The 20,142-nt window shown below is 71.3% G+C and carries 16 protein-coding genes; 15 read left to right on the top strand and 1 reads right to left on the bottom strand.

The window, feature by feature from the left end; translation table 11 throughout:
- Positions 1–337 precede the first annotated feature (337 nt).
- The 10 genes from ACZOOI_RS05120 to ACZOOI_RS05075 are packed head-to-tail and all read left to right on the top strand — an operon-like array spanning position 338 to position 12,185.
- Complete coding sequence (locus ACZOOI_RS05120; RefSeq protein ID WP_465279623.1) at positions 338–1,084, top strand: SAF domain-containing protein; 747 nt, start codon at positions 338–340, stop codon at positions 1,082–1,084.
- Complete coding sequence (locus ACZOOI_RS05115) at positions 1,081–2,040, top strand: hypothetical protein (protein WP_465279622.1); 960 nt, start codon at positions 1,081–1,083, stop codon at positions 2,038–2,040. The genes ACZOOI_RS05120 and ACZOOI_RS05115 overlap by 4 nt, the downstream gene beginning before the upstream one ends.
- On the top strand, positions 2,030–3,886 hold the full coding sequence (locus ACZOOI_RS05110; protein ID WP_465279621.1) for a CpaF family protein: 1,857 nt from the start codon (positions 2,030–2,032) through the stop codon (positions 3,884–3,886). The genes ACZOOI_RS05115 and ACZOOI_RS05110 overlap by 11 nt, the downstream gene beginning before the upstream one ends.
- A 5-nt stretch (positions 3,887–3,891) precedes the next feature.
- A complete protein-coding gene (locus tag ACZOOI_RS05105) occupies positions 3,892–4,863 on the top strand; it encodes a type II secretion system F family protein (protein ID WP_465279620.1) in 972 nt (323 codons plus the stop codon).
- Positions 4,860–5,735, top strand: coding sequence for a type II secretion system F family protein (locus ACZOOI_RS05100; RefSeq protein WP_465279619.1), 876 nt, complete (start codon positions 4,860–4,862; stop codon positions 5,733–5,735). Before ACZOOI_RS05105 ends, ACZOOI_RS05100 begins: the two co-directional genes overlap by 4 nt.
- A gap of 44 nt (positions 5,736–5,779) precedes the next feature.
- Positions 5,780–6,079, top strand: coding sequence for a FeoB-associated Cys-rich membrane protein (locus tag ACZOOI_RS05095; RefSeq protein ID WP_391584929.1), 300 nt, complete (start codon positions 5,780–5,782; stop codon positions 6,077–6,079).
- 49 nt (positions 6,080–6,128) lie between these two features.
- Positions 6,129–6,572, top strand: a complete 444-nt coding sequence (locus ACZOOI_RS05090) for a TadE/TadG family type IV pilus assembly protein (protein ID WP_465279618.1) — start codon at positions 6,129–6,131, stop codon at positions 6,570–6,572.
- On the top strand, positions 6,551–7,027 hold the full coding sequence (locus tag ACZOOI_RS05085) for a TadE/TadG family type IV pilus assembly protein (protein ID WP_465279617.1): 477 nt from the start codon (positions 6,551–6,553) through the stop codon (positions 7,025–7,027). Before ACZOOI_RS05090 ends, ACZOOI_RS05085 begins: the two co-directional genes overlap by 22 nt.
- The gene (locus ACZOOI_RS05080) at positions 7,024–7,500 is read left to right on the top strand and encodes a pilus assembly protein TadG-related protein (protein WP_465279616.1); all 477 of its coding nucleotides are present in this window, start codon (positions 7,024–7,026) and stop codon (positions 7,498–7,500) included. The genes ACZOOI_RS05085 and ACZOOI_RS05080 overlap by 4 nt, the downstream gene beginning before the upstream one ends.
- Positions 7,497–12,185 carry a LysM peptidoglycan-binding domain-containing protein gene (locus tag ACZOOI_RS05075; RefSeq protein ID WP_465279615.1) on the top strand — a complete coding sequence of 1,563 codons (4,689 nt, stop codon included), beginning with the start codon at positions 7,497–7,499 and terminating at the stop codon, positions 12,183–12,185. Before ACZOOI_RS05080 ends, ACZOOI_RS05075 begins: the two co-directional genes overlap by 4 nt.
- 85 nt (positions 12,186–12,270) lie before the next feature.
- Here the strand turns inward: ACZOOI_RS05075 and ACZOOI_RS05070 are convergent, their stop codons facing one another.
- Positions 12,271–12,837: a prepilin peptidase gene (locus ACZOOI_RS05070; protein ID WP_465279614.1), complete on the bottom strand. Its 567-nt coding sequence runs from the start codon at positions 12,835–12,837 to the stop codon at positions 12,271–12,273.
- A gap of 145 nt (positions 12,838–12,982) precedes the next feature.
- On the opposite strand from ACZOOI_RS05070, the gene ACZOOI_RS05065 reads away from it, so the two are divergent.
- Genes ACZOOI_RS05065 through ACZOOI_RS05045 form a run of 5 tightly spaced genes read left to right on the top strand, consistent with a single transcriptional unit; the run spans position 12,983 to position 20,085 of the window.
- Positions 12,983–13,924, top strand: a complete 942-nt coding sequence (locus ACZOOI_RS05065) for an AAA family ATPase (RefSeq protein WP_465279613.1) — start codon at positions 12,983–12,985, stop codon at positions 13,922–13,924.
- Positions 13,921–14,937, top strand: a complete 1,017-nt coding sequence (locus ACZOOI_RS05060) for a hypothetical protein (protein ID WP_465279612.1) — start codon at positions 13,921–13,923, stop codon at positions 14,935–14,937. Before ACZOOI_RS05065 ends, ACZOOI_RS05060 begins: the two co-directional genes overlap by 4 nt.
- Positions 14,934–17,855: an alpha-glucosidase C-terminal domain-containing protein gene (locus tag ACZOOI_RS05055; RefSeq protein WP_465279611.1), complete on the top strand. Its 2,922-nt coding sequence runs from the start codon at positions 14,934–14,936 to the stop codon at positions 17,853–17,855. The genes ACZOOI_RS05060 and ACZOOI_RS05055 overlap by 4 nt, the downstream gene beginning before the upstream one ends.
- Positions 17,852–19,186, top strand: a complete 1,335-nt coding sequence (locus ACZOOI_RS05050; protein ID WP_465279610.1) for a toll/interleukin-1 receptor domain-containing protein — start codon at positions 17,852–17,854, stop codon at positions 19,184–19,186. Before ACZOOI_RS05055 ends, ACZOOI_RS05050 begins: the two co-directional genes overlap by 4 nt.
- On the top strand, positions 19,183–20,085 hold the full coding sequence (locus ACZOOI_RS05045; RefSeq protein ID WP_465279609.1) for a DUF4231 domain-containing protein: 903 nt from the start codon (positions 19,183–19,185) through the stop codon (positions 20,083–20,085). The genes ACZOOI_RS05050 and ACZOOI_RS05045 overlap by 4 nt, the downstream gene beginning before the upstream one ends.
- The last annotated feature ends 57 nt before the right edge of the window (positions 20,086–20,142 follow it).

Raw genomic sequence — 20,142 nt, 5'->3', positions numbered from 1 at the left:
CGCGCAGAACTCGGCCGGCCAACAATTGCCCGAAAGTGCTTGCGGAGCGCCTCGTTTCGGGACCATCGTGGGGCCCGTTCGGTGTCCGGAACGAGATGCTTGCCCGTGATCTTTGGTGGGGTCGGGTTCGTCATATGGCGTCCGCGATCGTGCTGGTTGACGCGGTCGGAAGTTGTTTCGGAAAGCTTCGAATGATCGACTTCGGCGGCTGTTTTCGGGCCGTTCACCATTCACCTGACAGTGTGTGTGGTGGAAGATACGAGCGGTAGCTCCGAAGTGGATCACGGTCCGCACGGAACCTGGGTGGACCCGGCAGAGCAAGGGGGCGGAGCCGGTGGTGAAGGCAGCTACGGAACGGCCATCGGGTAACGGCGTCGTGTCGCAGGGCGCCGCCGCCGGTGGCGCGATGCCGGTCACGCCTACGCGCAGCCTCGGCGCCAGACGCCGGCGGCCGGCGCTCATCGCGCTCTCGGTCGCGCTGATCGCGGCCGGCGGACTCGGGTCGGCGGCGTTCTATCAAATGGGCGACAAGCGTGTGCCCGTGCTCGCGGTCGCGCGCACGGTGCCCTACGGCCAGACCATCGCCGCCGACGACCTGCGGGTCGTGGAGATCAACGACGCGCCCGGACTACGCCCGATCGGATCCGGCTCCAAGGCCGTCATCGTGGGCAAACGCGCCGCCGTCGAGCTGCGCGCGGGCACCCTGTTGACCTCGGATCAGGTCACCGAGCGGATTGCGATCCAGCCGGGCGAGACGCTCGTCCCGATCGCCGTGGACGGGACCAAGATGCCGGTGCAGCGGGTCACTCCCGGCACCCGGATCCTGGTCGTGACCGCGGTACCCGTGGCCGGCGGCAATACCAACCCCACGGCGGCGCAACCGATCACCACCGCGGCCACGGTGATCCGCTCCGGCGCCACGGACTCCGCTTCGAGATCCGACAAGTCCGTCCTGGACGTGGCGGTCCCCGCCAAGGACGGTCCGGTGCTGGCTCTCCAAGTGGCCGAGGGCAGGTTCTCCATCGTGGTGCTGAACACGGGCAACGCGGACGCGGCACCGCCCAGGACCGGAGGGGCCCCATGACCGTCGTCGCGGTCACCGGTGGCACCGGCGCGCCCGGCGCCACCTCGACCGCGCTTGCGCTCCTGCTCACCTGGCCGCTGCCGGCCGGCCGTCGGGTGATCCTGATCGAGGCCGACCCGGACGGGGGTTCGATCCTGGCCGGCGCGCTACAGGGTCGGGTATCGGCCGAATACGGCCTGCACCAACTGGGTGTGGCGCACCGTCAGGGAAACCTGGTGGACGCATTCTTTCGGCAACTGGTCGACCTGTCCGACGGTCGGCGCGAACGGCTGCTGCTGCCCGGCCTGGTGGACCCCACCCAGGCCTCCGGACTGGCCTACACGTGGGATCCGATCTCGCAACTCGCGGCCGGTCTGGGCAATCAACAGATCCCGCACGACGTGATCATCGACCTCGGCCGGCGCGGCACCACGGGCGCGTCGGCGATCGCCGCCCGCCGGGCCGATCTGGTACTGCCGGTCGTACGCGGGACGTTGCCCTCGCTGGCCCAGGCGCAGCCCCGACTGGTCTCGTTGCGCAAGGACCTCGACACGCACGGAACGGGTTCGGACTCGATCGCGCTCGTGGTGATCGAGGAGGGTCGGTACGCGCGACAGGAGATCGGCAAGCACCTGGAGGCGCCCGTGTTGGGCCTGCTGCCGTTCGATCCGGAACGTGCCCGGGTGTTGTCCGCCGGCGAAGGGGACACCGGAAAACGTTTCCTGCGCTCGAAGTTCATGCGGGCCGCGCGCACCACCGCGGAAGCCGCCCTGACCTTGGCCAACCAGCGCCGGATGCGGCTGGCGCCCCGCCCGGCGCCCGGCGGCGAGTTGCCGTCCGGACCCGACGCGCCCATGGCGGGCGACGGTTGGGCCCAGGCCGCTGCCTACATCCGTCGGCCGGCGGAGTCGGAGTCGCGACCCGAGGCCGAACCGGCGCACCGGCCGGCCGGCGAGGAGGCGGGTCATGTTCGATAACGCGCGACCCCTGCATCCGGATCCGCACAACAAACCGGAACCGGAGCCACCCGTCGAGACCGGCCACCGCCCGCACATGCACGTCGTGCCGGGCCTCCCGGAGGCGGAGGACGTGCTGTACGCGCCGCCGGCGCCGCCGCTGCGTACCTGGCCGGAGGGGTTCCAGCGAGGCACCCCGGCCGGGCCCGACGCGGCTCCCGGGCAGACCTGGTCGGCGGGCGCGGGCTCGCTCACCCCGGCGGTGGGCCACACCCCGCCGCCGACACCCGCCAACGGCACACCCGTTCCGCCGGCCGCGTCGGCCCACCCGAACGGGCTGCTCAACGGCGCGTCCCGGCACGCCGGCGGTCGGGACGGCATGTTCACCGTGCCGCCGACCGCGAGCGTGAGCGCGAGCGGTGTCGGTACGGTCAGCCGCCGACCTCCGTCCGCCGGACAGGCGCCCGCCACGACCACCGCCAAGCCGCCCCGAAACCCCTCCGGCGAGCCGGTGGTGGACCCGGCCCTGGTGCGGATACTGAAGGACCGCGCGGCCGAACAGCTGCACGAATTCGACAAGTTGTCACCCGGCCTGAGCAACGAGGACCGTGAGCAGCGCGGCCGGGCGATCGTCGCCCAGGTCGTCGCCGAATGGGCCGACATCACCGCGCGCGAGCGCGGCATCTCCACCACTCCCGCCGAGGACCGGGCGATGGCCCGCGCGGTGTGGGACTGGCTGTTCCGGGCCGGGCCGTTGGAGCCGTACCTGACCGACCCCGCAGTGGAGAACATCCTGGTCAACGGCTACGACACGGTCTGGGTGGACTACGCCGACCGGCCGCGCGTCCAGGTACCGCCGCTGACCTCTTCCGACGAGGAGCTCCGAGAGTTGCTCCGCGACCTGGCCCGACGGCACGGCAGCGGCGAACGCACCCTGTCCACCGCGCAGCCCACCCTGGCCCTGCGGTTGCCGGACGGTTCGCGACTGCAGGCGATCACCGAGGTCACCCCGCACACCTACGTGACGATCCGTCGACACCGGGTGCGCGACGTGCGGCTCGCCGAACTGATCGGCCTGGGCACGCTGGACCGCACCCTGGCCGCCTTTTTGGGCTCGCTGGTCCGGGCCAAGAAGAACCTGATCATCTGCGGCACCCAGGGTGTGGGCAAGACGTCGCTGCTGCGGGCGCTGTCCCACGAGATCCCCCGGGACGAGCGGATCGGCACCTTCGAGACCGAACTCGAGCTCTTCCTTCACGAGTTGGGGCACCTGCGCCAGGTGGTCGCGATCGAGGCCCGCGAGGGCAACGGCGAGCGCGGCATCGACGGCAAGTCGGCGGGCGAGTTGACCATCGGCGAACTGATCCCCTCCGCGCTGCGCATGTCGTTGTCCCGGATGATCGTCGGCGAGGTGCGCTCCAGCGAGATCGTGCCGATGTTGCGGGTGATGACGAACGGCGAGGGCGGCTCGATGTGCACGCTGCACGTGCGCGAGCCGGACATGATCTTCGACCGCATAGCCGAACTCTGCCTGGAGTACGGCGCGCACATGAGCCCCGAACTGGCCTACCGGCTCGCCTCCAACGCGGTCGACTACGTCGTCTTCGTACGGATGATCGACGAGACGGCGATCGGCGGGAAGCGGCATCGTTTCGTGTCGCACGTGCTGGAGGTGACCGGGATGGGCGAGCACCGCCGCCCGGCCGTGAACACGATCTTCGCGCCGACCGGCGACGATCCGCGAGGCATGGCCCGGATGTACCCCTCGGACATGCCGGACCTGATCCGGGCCGGCTTCAGTCCGCATCTGCTCGACGAGCCGCACGGCTGGCGGCCGTTGCAGCTGAAACTGCATCAGGGCGGGTGACGGACATGGGTGACGCGCTGTTGGTCGCGGTGTGTGGCTGCCTGCTGATGGGCGGCCTGATCGGCTTGGTCGTCGGACTCGTCGGCACCTACGACGACCCCACGCCCAAACCGCCCGGACGGCTGGAGTTGGCCGTGCGGCGAATGCGGTCGGGTCCGGTGAGCGCCCGGCAACGCACCGCCCGGCGGGTGCGACTGGGCATCGGGATCGTGGTGGCCGCCCTGGTTTGGCTGTTCACCGGGTTCCTGATGGCCGGCCTCTTGGTGATCGTGGCCTTCACGGGACTGCCGTGGCTGCTCGCGCCGACCAAGAGCGACCGCACCATCATCAACCGGCTGGACGCGCTCGCCGAATGGACTCGGCGGATCGCCGACCTGATCGAGCTGGGTGCCGGCCTGGAGAACGCGATCCTCACCTCACGCGCGACCTGTCCGGAGCCGATCGTCGAGGAAGTCGGCGACCTGGTCAGCAGGTTGCAATCGCGGTGGCGTCCGGACGAGGCGCTGCGGGCGTTCGCCGCCGACCTGGGCGACGCCACGGCGGACAAGATCGCGGCGGCGCTGATCCTGCGCTCCGCGGACCGCGGCCCGGGTCTGGCGATGGCGCTCAAGGACCTGGCCGGCACGGTGCGCGAAGAGGTGCGCCAGCGCCGCGCGATCGAGGCGGACCGGGCCGGCGCCCGGATCGCCGTGCGCTGGATCACCTACATCACGCTCGGAGTGACCGCCCTGGTCGTGGTGATCAACCGCAGCTACGCGGAGCCGTACGGGAGCGTGGCGGGGCAACTTGTCCTGCTGCTCCTGGCGATGGCCTATATCGGCACGCTGATGTGGATGCGCTCGCTGGCCACCGACCGCGCCAAGCCCCGGTTCCTGGTCGCCGATACGCGCAGCGTGGTCAAGGCTGCGAAAGCGGTGGATGCGCAACAGGCGGAAGGCGTGCACAGCGCACCCGTGTTGCGGGGTGAGTGGTCGTGATCCCACCCGTGATGATCGTCAGCGGTTGTGTTCTGGGCGCGGGCGTCGCGCTGCTCGTGCGCGAGTTGTGGCCGGCGCCGCCGGACCTGGGCAACGCGCTGCACCGGCTCTCCGGCACGCCCAAGCGGCGTACCGAGCAGACCGGCAGCAAGTACGACGACCAACTCGTCACGCTGGCCCGACGCATCCCCGGCTTCCGGGTGCCGCACCGTGAACTCGACCTGGTCGGCGAGACGGTCCCGCAGTTCGTCCGCACGAAGGCGCTGATGGCCCTGCTCGGCCTGCTGCTTCCGGCGCTGCTCTCCGCGGTGCTGGTGGCCACCGGCATCGGGGTGGCTTTCTACGTACCGCTGTTCCTGTCCCTGGCGGTGGCGGCGGGGATGTGGTTCATTCCGGACTTCGCGCTGCGCGACCAGGCAAAGGCCGCCCGGACCGAATTCCAGCACGCGGCGGCCGCCTATCTGGACCTGGTCGCGCTCGGCCGCGCCGGTGACGCCGGTCCGGCCGAGGCGCTGGAGCGGGCCGCGGCCGTGGGGGACGGCTGGGCGTTCGCGCGGATCCAGGACGCGTTGGCGCGGGCCAGGGTGAGTGGCGCGGATCCGTGGGACGGCCTGCGCGACCTGGCCAAGGACCTGGACCTTCCGGAACTCGCCGACGTGGCGGACATCATCGAGATGGCGGGCACCGAAGGCGCCGCGGTGTACGGCACGTTGCGGGCCCGGTCGCAGTCGCTGCGCATCGAACTGCTCGCGAACGAACACGAACAGGCGAACGCGGACTCGGAGCGGCTCACCGTTCCGGGGACGATGCTCGTGGTGATCATGGGAATCCTGCTCGGATTTCCGGCAATATCCCGAATTTTCTCGGTATGAACGACCTTCGGACTCCGAGCCGTTCTCCGGAAGGAGTACAGGCAATGCAAACCGGTTCCTCGTCCCCCGCGGTGCTCGATCGCGTGGAAACCGCCGTACACAGACTGGCCCCGGCCCCGATCGCCTTCGTGTTGATGGTCACGGGCGGCGTGGTGGACCGCTATCGGCGGTTGCGCAAGGAGCGCGACCACGGCGCGGTCAGCATCGAGACGGCGATCATCGTCGCGGTGCTCATCGTTGCCGCCGTCAGCATTGCGGCGGTCATCTACGCCATGTACCAGAAGTACCAGAAGGGCCTGAAGGACTCCGACAAGGACTACAAGGAGCCGAAGCCGAACGCCTAGAGATCCGACACCCGAAGACCCGACGCCCAAGGATCCGGACCCCGTTCTCGTGAACAAGGTGCCCCGCGGCTTTCCCGCCGACGCGATCCGAGGCCGCCTGCGCAAGACAGGCGGCCCGGATCGCGGCGGTATGTCCATCACCATGGCGATCATCTTCCCGGTGTTCATCCTGGTGCTGCTCGCGGTGATCCAGGGCTGCCTGTGGTGGTACGCGCGCGAAGTCGCGATGCAGGCGGCCAAGGAGGGTGTCGAGGAGGGGCGGCGGAAGGGCGGCGACATCGGGCGCGCGGAACAGCGCAGCCGGGATGTGGCGAAAGAGCTCAGCGGGGGAATGCTCAAAGACCTGAAGGTGATTCCGGAGCGAGTCGACGGCACGCGGCTCAAGGTGACCGTCGAGGGCACATCGTTGTCGATCGTGCCCGGCATCGGGAGTCTGACGATCACGCAACACGCGGACGGCGTTGTCGAGCGGTGGACGACAGCGGGCCGATGAAGACCAGGGGGGCGAGGGTGCACAGGGGGAGCCTGCGGGCGGACGAGGGGTCGTTCGCCCTGGAGGCAGCGGTACTTGCGCCCGTGTTGATCGGGTTCCTGTGTCTGGTCATCGCATTCGGGCGCACCACGCTGGCCGGCAACGGGGTCGATGCGGCGGCGAAGGCCGGGGCGCGAGAGGCCTCGATCGCGCGCGACGAGTCGACCGCCCGTGCGCGGGCGACGGCGGCTGTGGAACGGTCCTTGGCCCAGGACGGCATCGATTGCTCGGCCGAAACCTTCGTCGATACCTCCGGGTTCAGCGTCAAGGTCGGTACGGCGGCGACCGTCACCGTGACGGTCGACTGCAAGGTCTCGCTGTCCGACGTCGCGTTCCCGGGCATCCCGGGATCGAAAACCATGCATGGCACCTTCACCTCCGTGATCGACACCTACCGGGAGAGGTCGCCGAAGTGACGGCCGTGTGGCGAATCCGCGCGCGTGACAGGGGCGTCACCGCCGACCCCGGGGATCGGGGCTCGCTGGCCATCATGCTCGCGATCATGATGGCGGTGATCATTCTGCTCGTCGGGCTGGTGATCGACGGCGGCGGCAAGTTGCGCGCGGATTCCAAAGCCGATGCGTTCGCACAGGAAGCGGCACGTGCCGCCGGGCAGGCGATCGACCCCACCAAGGCCATTCCGGGGACGGCGATCGTGGTGCCCCAGGAGGCCGCCGTCGACGCGGCAAAGAAGTATCTGAACGCGCACGCCGTGGTGAAGTCGAGTGACGCCAGAGTCACTTCCGGCGGACGCTACATCGATGTCGACGTAACCATCGAATACAACACCAAGGTGGCCGCCTTCTTCGGCGTCTCCACCGTCACCGTCAAAGGCCATGCCCGTGCCGGGCTCGTCCATGGGATCCAAACCCCGGAGGACGCACCGTGACCGTTACCCAAGGCCCTCGTCCCGGCGCCGGTTCCGGTCCCGGGGCGCACGCTCGCAGCCGTGACGACCGCGGCAGGCGCCGTGGTCTCGGCCGCTTCCTGTTCGACCTCGTGCGTGGCCTGCTCAGCCTCGCCGTTCTGCTCGCGCTGCTGGTCGGCCTGCCCGCGCTGCTCGTCGTGGCCACCACGACACTGTTGCCGCGCCGACTACCCGGACCGGACGAGGTCACCAAGATCCTGACCGCGCCCGACGACGGGAGCGGGTTCATCGCGGCCCTCGCGATCATCGCGTGGATCGCGTGGTTGTGCTTCGCGATCTCCGTCGTGGTGGAAATCCCGGCTCAGGTCCGGGGGTTGTCCGCACCGCGGATCCGCGGCCTGGGCTGGAGCCAGAAGGCGGCCGGGGCACTGATCGGCGGCATCATGCTGCTGCTGCCCACCGGCACCGCGCTTGCCGCGGGACAGGCGCAGGCCGCTCCGCATCTGCCGGACAGCGTCGCAAGTGCGCCCGGCACGGCGGTGGAACAGGAAATCCCGGTCCGGGTACAGGAACCCGGGCCGAGCGCCGGGCCCACGCATACCGTTCAGCGCGGTGATTCGTTGTGGACGATCGCCGAGGAACGACTCGGCGACGGCAAGCGGTGGACGGAGATCGCCAAGCTCAACGATGGCAAGGTGATGGCGAACGGCCAGCGGTTCGACTCGGCGGACTACGTCGAGGTGGGCTGGGTGCTCGCGTTGCCCGCGAATGCGGCGCCGCCCGCCGAGGTCAAGGCCGCGCACGCGCCCGAGACCGGGCCCGGGGACCAGCGCGACGACAAGAAGGCTTTGCCGCAGACGGTCACGGTCAAGCCCGGCGACACCCTTTCGGACATCGCCGAGGAACTGCTCGGCGACGGCGACCGCTATCCGGAGATCTTCGCCGCCAACAAGGACAAGCCGCAACCGAGCGGCTCGGTGCTGACCGACCCGAATGCGATCGAACCAGGGTGGACATTGTCCATCCCGGGCGCCGGCGGCAACGAGGCCCAACAGCCGCCCCAGCAACAACAACCTCAGCAGCAGCCGCCTCCGCAACAGCAACAGGCGCCGCAGCCACCGCCGCAGCAGCAGCAACCACAACTGCCCCCCGCCGCCCAGCAGAAGCCGTTCGTCGAGACTCCGCCGCAGATCGCCAAGCAGGACCCGATCACCGCGCCGAGCGCCCCCGCCAAGCCGAGCGAGGCGCCGAAGCAGAAGTCCGAGAACAGCAATCCGACCGGTAGCCGGGCCGAGGTCCCGAGCGCGAGCGGCGACGAACGTTCGGTGCCGATCGGTGCCATCGCGCTGGGGGCGGTCGGTGCGGCGGCGGTGCTGGGCGCACTGCTGGTGCGCCGCCGGCTCCAGCAGTCGGTACGCCGGGACGGCCGCCGGATCGCGATGCCCGCGCCGGAGGCCGCAGACCTCGAACAACAGCTGCGGGCGACCGAAACCCCCGATGCGCTGGACCTGTTCGACCGCACCCTCAGAACGCTGTGTGCCCGGATGTCGGACACCGGGCGAACCCTGCCGCTGATCGACTCGGTGCAGCTGACCGATCGTCAACTCGAATTGCATCTGGCCGCGCCGTCCCCGCCGCTGTATCCCTTCGAGGCGGTGCACGGCGACCACATGCACTGGACCTGCCCGGCGGACGCCGAGTTGTTGCACACCAGTGCGGCGGCCAACGTGCCCGCGCCCTATCCCGCGCTCGCCGTCCTGGGCGAAACCGACGACGGCCGGCAGCTGTTGATCGATCTCGAATCGCTCGGCGTGGTCGGGCTCACCGATGGCTCCGGCGCGGACAACCTCGCGGTGTTGCGTGCGCTGGCGGTCGAGCTGCTGTCCAACGTGTGGAGCGACGATCTGTGCGTGACGGTGGTCGGCTTCGGCCGCGAACTGCGCGACGTCGAACGTGAGGGCCGACAACAACTGCGCTACGCCTATTCGTTGGACGAGGCGCTCGGCCGACTGGCCACCTGGTCGGACGAGGTGGTCGGACTGCTCGACGACGCCAAGCTCACCTCGCCGCGCCAGGCTCGCACCAAGGGCATCCTGCCGGACACCTGGCCGCCGGAGATCGTGTTGTCCCTGGAGCCGCTGACCGAGGCACACGTGCCACACATCCAGCGGTTGACCAACACCTACCCGCGTGCGGCCGCCGCGATCATCGCGCCGATCCACGCCGAACCGTGGCTCAGCGGACTGGGCGTGACCCGACTGCCCACGGTGCCGGGTCTGGTGACGCCGAGCCGGATCAACACCGACGTACACGTGCAGCGCCTCGAAGACCCCCAGTACCAGGCGCTGGTGAGCATGTTCACCGTCTCCAAGGATCTGGACGGGGTGCCCGCCGACGAGGTGCTGATCCCGGGTCAGCGAGCCGACCACGAGCCGGAACCCGTCCAGGTGGGTGCCGGAGCGGCCGGCGGCAGCATCTCCTCGGCCGCGTGGTCCGCGGTCGGCCAGATGGAGCGGCCCGCCCGGATGGGCGGCGGTACCGCGACCGACCTGGACGCGGGCGCCGAGGCCTCTCCCGGCTACTACCAGCCCGATCCCACCGATCCCGAGCCGGACGAGCGGGCCTTCGCGGCGCCGGCGCCGAATACGGCAGGCCGGGTCGGCTCGGGCTCCTGGGGTGCCGCGGTGTATCCGGTCACGGGACGTCCGTTGGCGCCGCCGGAGCGGATCGAGCGGCGCGTGGGATCGCCGGAGGACACCGGTTCGTTGCCGCTGCCCTGGCTGCCCGACGATCCGCACGAGTACGACACGGAACAGGCCGGGCAGGCCGAGCAGGCTAGGCAGACGGAACGCGGCAGCGAGCCGGAGTTGTTCCAGCCGTCGCCGGTCGGTCCGGACGGGGCGGGTGCGGTGGGGCCGCAGACGTCTCCCGAGTCGACCGGAGCGGCCGAGCCGGCGGTCGACGAGCGGCCCGCCGCCGAGGTCGGTACGGAGCCCGCGTATCCGGAACAGTCATATGCCGAACCGCCGTATGCGGAACTGCCGTACCCCCATCCGCCATATGGCGGTGAAGCGTCGGCGCCGTCATCCTTCGAGGAGCCGACCGCCGACGGGTCGGTCCGTGCCGGGTCGGTGTATGCCGAGCCGCACGCCCAGGATGCGCTCGTCGCCGCGCCGGATTTCGGGGAACCGGTGCCACAGGACGAGGCGTTCGGGGCGGCGGGACCCGGGGCAGCGGCGTCCGATGCGGCGGACCCGGCGGATTCGACCCTCGGCGAACCGGTCTTCGGAGCGCCCGTCGTTCCCGAACAGGCGGCCGAGCGCGACCTGGTGGTCGACGAGCGGTCGCTGTCGGACGCCGGGCACGAAGAAATAGGACTCGAAGGGGTGGACGATCCCGAGGACCACCCCTACGCATCCGCCGAGGAAGCCGGACGTCCGGCGGATCCGGCGGCGGCCGCAGAGGCCCCGGACGAGGGAACAGCAGTGCCGATCGACGCCCGGACCAGCACCGGAGAACAAGCCCCGCCGTGGGATGTCGAGGACGCCCGGGAGGGCGGCTACGCGGCCTATCCGGCACACGCCGCCAACGGACATGGGGGTGTCCGCGCCGACGTACTGACCGGCCCGGGGGTCCAGGTACTGGGTCCGGACGACGAAGTCGACCTGATGCAGGGCGGGGAGCGCGAGCGCACCGCTGCGGCGCCGACCGTTCCGGGCGACGCGCTGCCGAAGCCGGCGGAGAGCGCCGCGGGCGGCGTCGAGATGCCGTCCGCCGAGTACTGGGGTGCGCCGGGGCAGGTGCAGGAGGGCCTGACCGCCGAGGACTCCGGCATGTTCCTGGTCGTCGCGCCGGACCCCGAGGCGGCCGTGTCGGAGGCCCCGGAGGTGGGATCGACGTGGGACGTCGCGCCGCCGGTCGCCGCACTGCCCGCCGAGGTCCCGGCCGCGCCCGGACAACTCTCGGAGGGCTTCGCACCGACCTATCCGGAGATTCGCATACTGGGTCAGGTCGATCTGATCGGCGTCGGTGAGGAGGTCGAGCACGGCCGTCGGGCCCGGCTGACCGAACTCGCCGCGTGGATCGCGCTGCACCCGGGGCGCCCGCTGGCCGAACTCGACGCCGCGGTCTGGCCGCTGGGCGTCACCGCCACCGCACGCAACTCGGCGATCAGCCAGCTGCGCCGCTGGGTGGGCACCGGTCAGGACGGAACGAGCCACCTGCCGGCCGCGGTCGGCGGCGGAGGCTACGCGTTCGGGCCGGGCTTCGCCTGCGACTGGTTCCGCTTCCGCCAATTGGTGGCGCCCGGCCTGTACGGGAGCCACGAGGTGGCGATGGACTACGCGAGGGCGTTGGACATAGTGCGCGACGCGCCGTTCGACGGGGTGGGCCCGCGCCGCTACGTCTGGGCCGAGCCGTTCCGGCAGCAGATGATCGCCGAGATCGTCGACGTCGCCGCCCGACTGGCCGATTACCACTTGGACAACCACGATCCGCAGGCCGCCAAGCGGGCCTGCTCGGTCGGTCTTGTGGTGTGCCCGGAGTCGCAGATGTTGTATCGCACCATGTTCCGGGCCACGCACATAACGGGCGATCGTGCGGAGTTGGACTACTACGTCGATCGGCTGGACGGCCTGCTCGCCGGTCTCGGCGCGGAACCCGAGCCGCTCACCGTCGAGTTGCTGCGCGACCTGCTGGACGACTGAACGGGCGGTGGGCGGCTCGGCGCGGGGTCGCCGGTCCGCCCACCGGTTCGGCCCCCGTTGCGCGGCCTCGTCCGGGCCGGCCCGATCACGTGCCGCGAACCAGGAGGACGAGCACCGCGGCGCCGAGCAGGAAGGGCCCGAACGGGACCACGCTGCCGCGGCCCGCGCGCCTGCTCACGGCGAGCCCGATCGCGTACAGGCCCACGCACACGTACGCCAACACCAGCGCCTGTCCGAGCGCCGCCCAGGACAACCAGCCGACCACCAGGCCGACCAGGCCCGCCGCCTTGGCGTCGCCCAGTCCGATGCCGACGCCACACAGCGCGAGGACCAGATGCAGGGTGTACGCCGCGGCCATCGCGAACAGCGCGCGCAGGTAGGCGTCCCGGTCGAACGGGATCAGCAACAGCGCGGCGAGCACCGGATATCCCGGCAGGGTCAGCGGATCCGGCAGCCGCATCAACCGCGCGTCGCACACCACGAGCGCCGACGCGAGCAACGCGAAGGCGAGGAAGGCGGGCAGGACCGCCTGGGCGCCGACCCGCCAGACCAGCGCGCCGCCGGTGAGCACGAACGCGCCCGCGATCACCGGCAGGTCGTGCCGCAGCACGCCGGCGGTGTCCGCGTCGAGATGGATCGGAGATATCCGCACGGCATCGGATCCTGTCAGACGGATGGCCGGATCCGGGCTCGGTGGTGAGCGCTTCGGGTCCGGCGGTGAGCGATCCGGGCTCGGATCGGGGGCGTTTGCCACGGAATCCGTACCGAGGCACCGGGTCGGACGGCACACTGGAGCCGTGCCCAAAGCCATGGCGTTCGACCCGTTCCAGCCGCTCCCCGCCTCCTCCGCACCGGATTTCGAGGACGACGCCGCGACGGTGCGCGACGGCGTATACGTGTTCGACGACGAACGGATCGTGCTCGCGGTCAACGTCGCCCTGGCGACCCGCCGACCGCTACTGGTGTTCGGGCCGCCCGGATCCGGCAAGTCCACACTCGCACCGAACGTCGCGCGGTATCTGGGACGGGTCTGCCACATCGAGGTGATCACCGCGCGGACCGAACCCGAGGACCTGCTCTGGCGCTTCGACGCGCTCCGCCGGCTCAACGACGCGCAGATTCGCAAGGTCGCCCCGACGATCGGCGCCTACTGCGCGCAGGGCGTGCTGTGGAAGGCGTTCGACCCGTATCGGACCGTGCCCGGGCCCGCGGACAAGCAGCCCGCCGCGGTCGCATACGGTCGGCACACCGGGCCCGCGCCGCAGTCGGTGGTGCTGATCGACGAGATCGACAAGGCCGACCCGGATCTGCCGAACAGCCTGCTGGTGCCGCTCGACACGTTGCGGTTCACCGGCCCGGACGGCGAAGAGGTCCGGGCCCGCCCGGGCGCGGAACCGCTCGTCGTGATCACCAGCAACAACGAGCGCGAGCTGCCCGCGCCGTTCGTTCGTCGCTGCATCCTGCTGTCCCTCGAAGCCCCGGACCGGACGCACCTGTTGAAGGTCGCGCGCAGCCATCTCGGGGCCCACTACGACGAATCCATGGCCGAGCAGGTGGCGGACCACCTGCTGAGGATCGCGGACGAGTCCGCGTCGACCGCCGGGCCGAGCACGGCCGAATTCCTCGACACCCTGCGGGCATGCCACGAACTGGGCGTTACCGCCGGCAGCCGCACCTGGGACCTGGTCGTGGAGGTCGCGCTGAGCAAGGGCCGAGGGAGCGCGAGGCCGCAGGAGTGAGGGCCGGACGGGGGCAGGTGCACCTCGGCGACCTGATCCGGGCGATCGTCGCGCTGGAGGTCACCGACGTGACGACGGCGGCGAAGATCGCCCGGATGCTCGATCTGGCCGATACGGGGGACCCGGAGGCGCAGGCAGGTATTGCGGCGGAACCGGCGGCGCAGGCGGGCGAGGACGACCCGGATCCCGCCAGGTGGGACGAACCGCCCCCGGCGGGACCGGGATCCGCGGCGGCACCACCCCATGAGGCGGACGGCGGCTGCTCGGTGCTCACCCTGCGCGGGCCGACGCGAGGCCCGGAGGGCGCGGACGGCACGGACGGCGTGGCCGAGCCGGATCCGGTGGGTGTACGGCGGTTGCTCGACCCCGGCGCGAACGACGGTGCGCCGGAGCCGCCGTGGTCGGTGCGTTGGGCACCGGGCGTGATGTTCGCGGTGGCCTCGACGGACGTATTCGGTCGCGTCCTGGACGAACGCGCGCTGGTTCGTGCCATGGCCGCCTGCTCGCCGGTGCGCGGATTGCCGTTCCGAATCCGGCCGAGCACTCGACTGGGCATGCAACTCGTCCTGGACGGCGGCGAGTCCATGCTGCCCTTCCGGGCCGACCAGCAGTGGTTACGCGAACTCGCGGACGCCGTGGTCGGGCGCGGCCGGGTCGAGGTGCTGCGGTTTCAGGGCACCCCGGGCCGGGGCGTACGCGTAGTGGGGCGGCGACGCGTGCGGGTGGCCTACCGACCGCCGGCGGCGGGTACGCCCGTGGTGCTGGTGTCGGATCTGGGCCTGCGCCGATTGCCGTTCAGCGGATCCTCCGCGGCCGGGATCGACGAATGGCGGGACTGGCTCGACGCGGTACGCCGGACCGGATGTCCGGTGGTGTGCCTGACGCCGTACGAGGCGTGGGCACATCCGTGGACTCTCCGGCGGCGGGTGGCGCTGATACCGCTGGATCGCCGGACCTCGATTCGCGCGGCACGGCGGGAGAGTCGACGGGTGCGGAAGGGGGTGCGGCCGTGACGGATCAGGGCCGGATGATCCTCGGGGCTGCGGATGCCGGTGTGCCCGCCGGGTATGTCGAGTCCGTTCACCCGACGGCGCACGCCTACCTCCACCGGTTGGCGGAGGCCGATCCGCCCCTGCACGCGCTCGCTCGATCCCTGTGTCTGGCCCCGCACGCCACACCGGCGTTCGTCCGGCGGGCCCGGCTGGAGTTCGTCCCGGCCAGCGCCGCGGGCCTGGAGGCGGACCTCTGGTTCTCGCCGCTGGTCGAGTCGGCCGACGCGCGGGCCGTGGTGCTCGATCCGGTGCTCGCGGCCGGATTGCGGCACTCCCTTGCCCAGGACCCGGCGCAATGGCGCGCGGTGCACGCGCTGACCGAGGAAATGCAGCGCGACGCTCCGGAGTTGGTGCGCCGTTACACCCGGTTGGCGGTGGCCGATGCCGGCGGGCCGGACGCGGACGCGGAACTGGCCGGATTCGCCGCGGCGATCGCGGCCGACGCACCCGATGACGCTTCGGCCGAGGATCTGTCCCGCTGGCTGGTGCACTTCCTGCCCAGGCTGCCCCGAGTGCTCGCGGCCGGTGCCCTCGCCCGCACGCTGCTGATCTCGGCGGCGACCCGACTGGCCGTCGAGCCGCCGGAGTGGGTGCTCGACCGACACGGGCCGGCCGGCGTGGCCGCGGCTCGCGCGGCGGTACGCGGCCACGCGGAACTGGGCGTGCGGTTCGACGACGACGGCCTGATCCTCAGCCGCCCGCCGGAGCCTGGTTCGCGCGTGCTCGAAGTTCCGGGCGCGGATCGGGTGCGGATCGAGCTGGCCGGCCCCGGTGCGGGGCTGACGCAGGGATACCCGGTGGAGGTGGGGGCGACCGAGACGGTTCGGGTCCCGGTCGCGGTGTTCGCCGATCTGGCCGAGTCCTCCACCGAGGGGGTCCCGCGGACGGGTGGCCGGCTCACGGACGCCGACGTGGCGATCGGAACCTCGGAGGTCCTGCTCATGGACGTCGAGGTGGTGTTCGGGGCGTCGGAGGTGCTGGCCGACGGGAAGCTCAGGGCGGTGCTGCGCCGGACGGGGAACGGGTCGGAACTGGCCCTGCGACACGGCACGATGCGCCGCACGCTGCGCCTGCGCGGAACTCCTCGCCTGCTGCGCGCCGACGACCGCACCGGGACGGTCCTGCTGGCCACCGAGGACGAGTTGGTGGTCGTCCGCACCGACGCCGGCGAGGCCGCATACTTCGGCGGCCTGGGAGAGCTCCGGGACACGATCGTCGCCGCGCCCCACCCCTCGTTGCCCACCCCGTGGGTGATCGTGGCGAACGAACACGGCGTGTGTGTCCTGCGACCGGATGCGCCGGCCGATCCGCCGAGGTATCTCTCCCGTTCGGCCGAACCGGGCCTGCGGATCTGGGTCGGCGTCGAGTCGTCGGAACTGGTGATCGTATCCGGCAGCGCGGAACCGCAGTTCATCGACCTGGCGAGCGGCGCTCGTATGCAAACCGAGGCGCAGGCCGAGGTGTTGCCGGCGACGGCGATCACCAGTGGGCACGGGGGCTGGCCCCTGCTGTACGCGCAAACCGGGCCGCGACTGGTGCTGATGCCGACGCGGGACTCCACCCAGGTGGTCCGGGGCGGCGGGTTGACCTCGGACATCGTGTCCGTGGCGATCAGCCGCAGCGGATCCAGGGGTGCGAGTGTGGACCGGCAGGGCCGGCTGGTGCGTTGGGACGGCCCCATGATGTCTCGCCCGATGTATGTGGTGCCGCTGCCGTTCCGGGCGATCGACGTCTCGGGCGCGGGCCTTCGGCCATTCACCGTGGTCGGCCGAGGTGGTCCGGTCGAACTGCGCGATCGAGCCGGACGGAGCATGCTGCTGGCCCCCGCCCGTCGACCCGAACCGGATACGAGATGGCTGCGGGACACCCTCGTCGCCACGATGCCCGGCGGGCCCGCCACCGACGCCGCTCTGGAATCACTGCGGCGGGCCGGGATCGACTGCGCGCGGGTGGCCTTCCCGATGGTGCAGACGCAGCCCGTGCGCCTGGACTCGGACCCGGCGTCGGGGCTCCTGCGTGCGGCCCGCGCGGCCGGGATCAAGGTGCTGGCCGAACTGCCCGTCGGGCCCGCGAGGGACGAGATACGGCCCGAGTGGGCGCCGCGTTTGCTGCGCCGCTGCGCCGAGTTGTTCGCAGCCGGTGCGGACGGAGTGTGTGTGTCGCTGTCACCCGAGAGCCGGGGCGGGCAGACCTCGACGGGCCGGGGCGAGGGGCCGGTGGATTTTCTGCGATCGCTCCGGCGGTTGGTCGACGGGCATCCGGGCCGGGTGCTCGTGCTCGACCGCGGTGCGAGCGGCGACTCGATGTCGGCCGACCGCGACGACTGTTGTCACCTCGTGCTTGCCCAGGAGAGTCGATCGTGGCGAGAGGCAGCGGCTCTCGCGACGGGCGAGGAGCACGTGGCACCGAACTGGGCCGTGTCACTCGCGGCCCGTCCCGACGAGGATCCGGCCCGCGTACGAGCACTGGCCTCGGTCGCACTCGCGCTACCCGGCCTGCGTGCCGTCGCCGAGCTGCCGAGCGGGCCCGCGCGCGAGGCCGTCGCCGCTCTGCTGCGCACGCGGGGTCGAGAGCGGGCGCTGACCCGAGGCAACGTGTCCTGGTTGGGCTCGCCCGGTCCGGACGTGGTCGCGCTGTTGCGGCGATACGAGGGCGAGTTCGTGGTGTGCGTGGCCAACCTGGGGCCGCGCCGAAGCTCCGTCGCACTGACCACGCCCAGCGTGCCGCTCGGCACCCTGGTGGATCTCCTGGATCCCGGGACGCCGCATCCGGTGCCGCCGATCGGGGGGAAATCGCCGACGATGCTCACCCTCGCCCCCGACGAATACCGCTGGTTCCGCCTGCTGACGAACGACGAGCTCTATGCGGGCCGCTCGTGACCATCCACGACTTCCCTGAGCCGCGTGGTGCCGTGCCGCCGCGGCCGCGGATCTTCATCAGCCACAGCACGCGGGCCAAGCCCGGACTGGTCTGCTGCCGCTGCCTGGACGCACGCGACGCGCTGGTGGAGCAGTTGGCGGCCGAGGGCTTCGAGCCGGTGTACGACAAGGACTTCCTGCGCAGCGGTGACGGGTGGCAGCAGGAGATCGCGGTCGAACTGCACGGCAGCCAGGCCACCGTGCTGCTGTTGTCCCGGCACGCGCTGAATTCGGCGAACGTCGGCTACGAGGCGAGCATCGCCGACGGCAGGCGGCGCGCGGACGCGCGATACCGCCTCATCGCACTGAAGTTGCCGGACGTACGGCGGGCCGATCTGGACGCGAGCGCGCTCAGGGCGATCCACCTCGGCGAAGTGGACATGTGCGACTGGGCGGAGGACGAGATCGCCGACAACCGGCTGCCCGACAAGCTGCGTACGGATCTGGCCCAGATCCGGCTGTGGCACCTGGACCGCTCGTCGCCCACCCGCAACGCCGTGACGCATGCGCTGGCCGAGGCGTACGAGGACCGACTGCGGGCCGCCGCGGATCTGCTCGGGGTACGCGAGCGGCTCGACCGCAGGGTGTTGCGGGAACGGCTCAGCGAGGCGCTGCTGACCGAGCGGGCCCCGGCGCCTCGGCGGGAACCGGACCCGCTGGTAAGGGCGTTGGGCGAGGTGCTGCCGGTACTGCGGACGGAGCCGGCGAGTACGGTGGCCGACCTCAGTGTCGTGTACGCGCGGGTGCCCGCGGTCGCCGCCGTGCAGTTGGGTGAGTTGCGCAGGCGCGCGGAGGGGCGGGTGGCGGTGCTTGCCGCGACCAGGGGCGGGACCTTGCGTGCCTACCTGCTCCGGGCGAGCGGACACCCGCGTCCGTGGCCGCACTTGGAGGTCACGGTGCCGGCCGGCGCCGGGATGGTGGCGGGCCTGATCGCCGCGATCCGGGACCGGGTGGCCGGCTACCTCGACTACGACGGCTATCACGACCCCGAGTTGGAGGGCGAGGCCGGGTTCCGGGACGTGATCGAGGCGCATGCCCGGGAGACCGGGCCGATCGTGGTGGTGATCAGGCACCAGCCGGACGCGGCGTTGCTGCGCGAACTGCGGGCGGCATTCCCGCACCTGCTGCTGCTGTTCGTCACCGATCGGGCCGGCGCCTGCGGTTCGATCGAGGTGACCGAACTGATGCCGTTGACGCCTTCCGGTGAAGGCGAGTTGAAGCGTACGCACGGCCGGGCGATGCAACTGGCCGGGCATCCGGAACGACCGAACATGCCCTGGAGGCCGGCGTGACCGTCACGGATCCGGTGTTGGCCCAGACCTGGCGTGCGCAGCGCCGGTGGTCGCTCGCGGCCTCCGCAGCCAAGGCTTCGGTGCAGCGGTGGCGGCTGGTTCGGCTCGTCCTCGGGGTGAGCGGCGCGATACTGGCCACGGCGGGCACCCAGGCGGACGGCGATCCGGGCAAGGTGTTGTCCCTGGTCGGTGCGCTGTGTGTCGGGTTGGTTCCGCTGGTGACGTCACTGCGGCTGCAACCGGCCCGGGTCGAGGCGTGGACGCGGTTGCGTTCGGTCAGCGAGGGCCTCAAGAGCGAGGTCTACCTCTACTTGACGTCGAGTGATCGGTATTCGGGCAGCGAGGCCGAGCGCCGGGCGGCCCTGTCCGCGCGGCGCGCCTCCTTCGAGGACGATGCCAGTGAACTGCTGGCCGAGTTGCCGGAGTTGGACCCGGCGGCCGACCCGACGCCGCCGGCCGTGTCGGATGTGGACGGCTACGTGCGGGAGCGGGTCGATGTCCAGGCGGACGGCTACTTCCGCGACCGGGTGGTGCTGATGCGGCGGGGCCTGACCCGGATCCAGTTCGCCGAGTTCGTCTTGGCGCTCACCGGCATGACCCTCGCGGTGGTGGCGGGCACGGCGGACGACGCCGGGCTCGGCGCCTGGGTGCCGGTGGTCACCACGGTCTCGGCGTCGGTGATGCTCTACGGATACGGCGTGCGGTACCAGGAGAATCTGATCTCGTTCGCCCGCACGGCCGAGCAGTTGCGCCGGTTGCGCGACGACCGGATGGCGCGGATGCCGTTGGACCCGGCCGAGGAGGCCCGGTTCGTGGAGCGCTGCGAGAACGTCATCTCGATCGAGACCCAGGGGTGGATGGCCCGAGCCGCGCACGCGGATCCGGGACCACCGCAGTGAGTCGGGCGCGGCGACGACGGCGGCACGGCAGCCGGCCCACGACCCACCCGAGGCGGA

This window comes from Embleya sp. L77, assembly GCF_055557415.1.
The sequence above is the reverse complement of the archived record's forward strand: the minus strand, read 5'-3'. Positions and strand labels throughout refer to the sequence as shown.

What these genes read in the sequence shown, in the direction of transcription:
- ACZOOI_RS05105 (WP_465279620.1), top strand. Translation starts at nt 3,892, where the DNA reads ATGGGTGACGCGCTGTTGGTCGCGGTGTGTGGCTGCCTGCTGATGGGC.
- ACZOOI_RS05110 (WP_465279621.1), top strand. Translation starts at nt 2,030, where the DNA reads ATGTTCGATAACGCGCGACCCCTGCATCCGGATCCGCACAACAAACCG.
- ACZOOI_RS05115 (WP_465279622.1), top strand. Translation starts at nt 1,081, where the DNA reads ATGACCGTCGTCGCGGTCACCGGTGGCACCGGCGCGCCCGGCGCCACC.
- ACZOOI_RS05095 (WP_391584929.1), top strand. Translation starts at nt 5,780, where the DNA reads ATGCAAACCGGTTCCTCGTCCCCCGCGGTGCTCGATCGCGTGGAAACC.